The sequence below is a fragment of the Candidatus Desulfolinea nitratireducens genome, assembly GCF_982879505.1.
The window spans coordinates 1-4050 of the sequence record NZ_CEYOSI010000272.1; the positions used below are offsets into that span (position 1 = coordinate 1).

Below are 4050 nucleotides of genomic sequence, written 5' to 3' on the forward strand. Positions count from 1 at the left end.
AAAATGCCAGAAAGCGCCAGTATCCGCAGGCATCTTCCACGCGCCTGCAAAAAACCCACAAGCCAAACATATTCCCAAAAAGATGGAATAAGCCACCATGTAAAAACATCGAAGTTAATCCAGTCAGAAAACCTCCCCCAATCCGAGAGAAAACCATCGTTGGAACTGTTGCGACCCATTCGAAAATATCTCCATATATGTGTGGGGGCCAAATAATGAAAATCGCGGTATTTAAAAAAATTATTGACAGGGTCATGATCGGAAATGCGCTATAGCGATTAGGTTCGGTATCGTTAATTGGAAACATATATCCTGCCTAAAAAGTTGTTTCTAAATATTCCAAAGCAGTTGGCCAACGAGCGAAGGCTTCATATGCAATAAGCACAAAGGGTAAACCCATGATCGTGAATCCGATTGCACCAAGCAAATAACGCCACCGTGAAGAACCACGTCCGACCGCATTACCAAGCCGTTTCCACAGCCGATTCTCTGCACCAGTCGATGCCAAAGCCAACAGAAAAGACCCCAATATTACCAACAACAACTCTATTCCCATCAACAGTGTGAAGTATTGAAAATTATATCCGGTTTGGATAATGACCAAAAAAAGAAAGAGCAAAGGCGGTCCTGCTGTGAGACGGGTTGTTGTCAGCACAGGAGATATATGGACGATATTCTCCTCATTTAAATTTTCTAACCGATTAATCTCTCGATATATATGATCCCATTCTTTTCTCCCCTTTGATTTGACTGCCAGTTGCTCGTAAAGTTTAATGGCCCGATCAATTTCACCCCGTTCCTCAAAACTGGATGCCAGCTCAAAAGGATGTTTTTGAAAATATCGCAATCGACGCAAAGATTCCCGTTTCTGCTCATTTTTTGGATCAAGGGCCAGTGCATGTGTCAATGCCCATATTTGCTCATCCAGATCTGGTGAGTGCGCAAAGATCAACATCCATGCTGCCTCTGAGACGTGATTATTTTTGACGATTTCCCTCAATCGGATTAGTGCTGGCTGTTGTTCCCCCAGATCCAATAATTGATTAACCTTCTGAATTTCCCTTTTTGCCCACTTTTCCCTATTTGATGCCCGCAGTCGGTGGAGGTCAGTAAGACGGAGCCGCACCCTTTCATCTGCAGGGTCAATCCGCAAAATATGCTCACAGGCATTAATCAGATCATCTGTATCATCCAGTAGTCCAACCAGCCAAAGCCATGCCAATTTGTTTTCAGGATCATCTTTTACAATATCCAGAAATAGATCGCGGGCAGCAAGTTCGTGCCCTGATTTTGCCTTGGCAATAGCAAATTTAATGCGATCTTTATCTGACATAATTGAGCGATATTAAATAGACTTAATTTTTTCGTCTTTTCTGATGATCTCAAATATTTGCCTCAGGTGAACACGGTCGTGCTCAGCCATAAAGCCAAGTTGCTCCTCTAGTGTGATCGGTCCAAAAATGGCATGGCGGCCCGAACGCAGCCACTCTTCTTCCTTTAATGCCCTCACTACACTCAAGGTTTCCAAGCGGGCAGCAAGAAAATTGGTAAGGACGGCATCGCCATCTTGCTGGGCATAGCCTCGCTCAACAGTCCAGGCATCTGTATCTCCAGCTGTAATAAAAGGATTATCGTCATTCAAAAACGCCTCGATTCGCGGCAAATTAACCTCACGCTCTACATCCCGAATATGACTTACGATCTCAACCACAGACCATTCTTCTGTTGTGGGAGAGAAACTCCACTCATCTTTCGGAAGAGGCGATAAGATCTCCTTCAGCACAGCGGGGATGGACTTCATCGTCGCAGCGATCGCGCTTTGGGTTTGATACCGGGGAAGAAGGGTACTCTGGTCGACAGATTCCAACCATGGGCGCACATCCCCAATTGAGCCACGCCCGGCGACAGGTTCAGAACCACAAGGCAGGGAGGCATCATTATCTGCTATCCAGAATGAGGAGAGACCCATTTTATGGGCCGCCTGAATATCCCGCTCTGCATCATCTCCGACGACTAGGACGGGACCATCCGGCCAACCCATCTGCCCCAGCACCTCGGCCAGATAAGCCGGATTCGGTTTGCTGAAATGGAAATTCTCGAAGGAAGAGATCACATCGAAAGGATATTTTTCTGGCGCCAACCCGGCCCAACGCAAACGATGATAGATCGCTTTTTTGGGGAAAAGCGGATTGGTTGAGATAGCTACCCGATATCCCTGTCCAAAGGCCCACTCGACCAGGTCCACCGCATCGGGGCGCACATTGGTGAGATATTTAAAAGTTGGAAAAATCTCATCGTAGAAATGGGCAATTTTGGGATCAAGAACGCTCCGATCCACGCCAAGGTTTGGATAAAAATTGCGATCAAAAAGTTGCCCCAATGTTTCATCCGGGCTATCGTGCGCGATCATTTCATTCGTTCCAAGCATAAGATACTTCAACATCTTATCAGGCGAAACATATTCCCCCATCGCCTTTTCCAATGCATGAAAATATATCGGGATGAATTCATCCATATTGGAATCAATCAATGTGTCATCGAGATCGAGCAACAGGGTTAAGGTCATTTTTTAACCTCGAAGATGGGCGGCAATGGGTGGCACTCTCCACAACCAATTTCCGGCTTATCTACCCTTTGAGATGTTTTCTCACACCTGGCCGTAACATAGACCCTGCGCTGGAATAGATCAAATATCGAACGGGTGACATGACCGTTCAAGCGCATGTCCGTGCAGGCATTAGCGCGTAAAATTCCTGGCACAGGACATTTTTCGCAGAGATCAGTCGTATAGGGTTGCGGCGGAATGGAGGATTGCAACAAACGGCACTCTTCGGTATCTCGACCACGATGGTAATCTCCGTAAAAATGAGGGCATTCAGTTCCAGCAGGTGTTTTCATTGCATCAATCCTATCTTGTTATGAAACTGTCCCCTAGGTGGGGACAGAAAACATTCAATATCAGATTATGTGCGCGTGATAGCTAGACACGTGTCAGGTATTCACCGGTTCGGGTATCAACCTTGATGATATCGCCAACGTTGATAAAATTCGGTGACTGCACCTCAAGGCCCGTCTCACATATGACTTTTTTGGTTACACCAGTAGCTGTATCACCACGTACAGCGATTTCAGCTTCAACTACTTCCAATTCAACCGAGGTCGGCAATTCAACATCAAGAGGCTCATCACCGAAAAATGTCAACTTGACAGCCAGACCTTCTTTTAAAAAACCAACCACGTCATCCAGCATAGATGCATTAATGGCAGGCTGCTCATAGGTCTCATTATTCATAAAATAATAAAAATCACCGTCGTTGTAAAGATATTGCACCTTATGATAATCAAGACGTACGTCTTGAACGCGCTCACCAGAATTGAAAGTTTGTTCAATATTTGCGCCGGTTCGTAAATTAAATGCCTTAATTCGGATGGTTGCTCCACCTCTTGCCGTTTTGTTGTGGTGGTAGTCTTTCACTTTAAAAAGGTTCCCATCCATATCAAAAATGACACCTTTTCGTAATGAATTTGCATCAATCATAAAAATATACCTTTCAAATATAAAATTTCAACAGCGGGATTATAACATCATGATACAGATGTTGAATATTAGATTTCGGATGAATGTCCCACCTCAGCTTCTGCGTCTTCCGTCAAAAGTTGGACAGCATGCCCCAAAACTGGCAGGATAACTTCCAGGTTTTCACGTGCCGCTTTTGGACTGCCCGGCAAGTTGATAATCAGCACCCGTCCACGAATTCCAGCGATGGCCCTTGAGAGCATCGCGTGGGATGTGACTTCTAAGCTCGTGGCACGCATCGCTTCAGCCAATCCCGGGGCGAGTTTGTCCACAACAAAACGGGTTGCTTCTGGAGTAATATCTCGTGGGGAAAATCCTGTCCCACCGGTGGTCAAAATCAGATCCATATCACTGCTATCTGCCCAAAGGATGAGCGTGTCGCGTAACACGTCCAGATCATCTGAAACGATCAGGCTTTCAACCACATCCCAACCCTGGGCCTGAACGATTTCAACCAACACCGGGCCAGATAA

At 45.7% G+C, this 4050-nt stretch carries 6 protein-coding genes; all 6 read right to left on the reverse strand.

Annotated elements, in window-relative coordinates:
• Positions 1 to 307, reverse strand: a 307-nt coding sequence (locus AC3DOM_RS16290; RefSeq protein WP_487920097.1) for a rhomboid family intramembrane serine protease, incomplete at its 3' end; no start/stop codon positions are given.
• A gap of 9 nt (positions 308 to 316) precedes the next feature.
• A complete protein-coding gene (locus AC3DOM_RS16295) occupies positions 317 to 1333 on the reverse strand; it encodes a tetratricopeptide repeat protein (protein ID WP_487920098.1) in 1017 nt (338 codons plus the stop codon).
• A gap of 12 nt (positions 1334 to 1345) precedes the next feature.
• A complete protein-coding gene (locus AC3DOM_RS16300) occupies positions 1346 to 2566 on the reverse strand; it encodes a DinB family protein (RefSeq protein WP_487920099.1) in 1221 nt (406 codons plus the stop codon).
• A complete protein-coding gene (locus AC3DOM_RS16305) occupies positions 2563 to 2898 on the reverse strand; it encodes a hypothetical protein (RefSeq protein ID WP_487920100.1) in 336 nt (111 codons plus the stop codon). Before AC3DOM_RS16305 ends, AC3DOM_RS16300 begins: the two co-directional genes overlap by 4 nt.
• 82 nt (positions 2899 to 2980) lie before the next feature.
• The gene (efp, locus tag AC3DOM_RS16310) at positions 2981 to 3538 is read right to left on the reverse strand and encodes an elongation factor P (RefSeq protein WP_487920101.1); all 558 of its coding nucleotides are present in this window, start codon (positions 3536 to 3538) and stop codon (positions 2981 to 2983) included.
• Positions 3539 to 3606: 68 nt separating this feature from the next.
• The coding region (locus AC3DOM_RS16315; RefSeq protein ID WP_487920102.1) for a MogA/MoaB family molybdenum cofactor biosynthesis protein at positions 3607 to 4050 on the reverse strand (444 nt) is incomplete at its 5' end.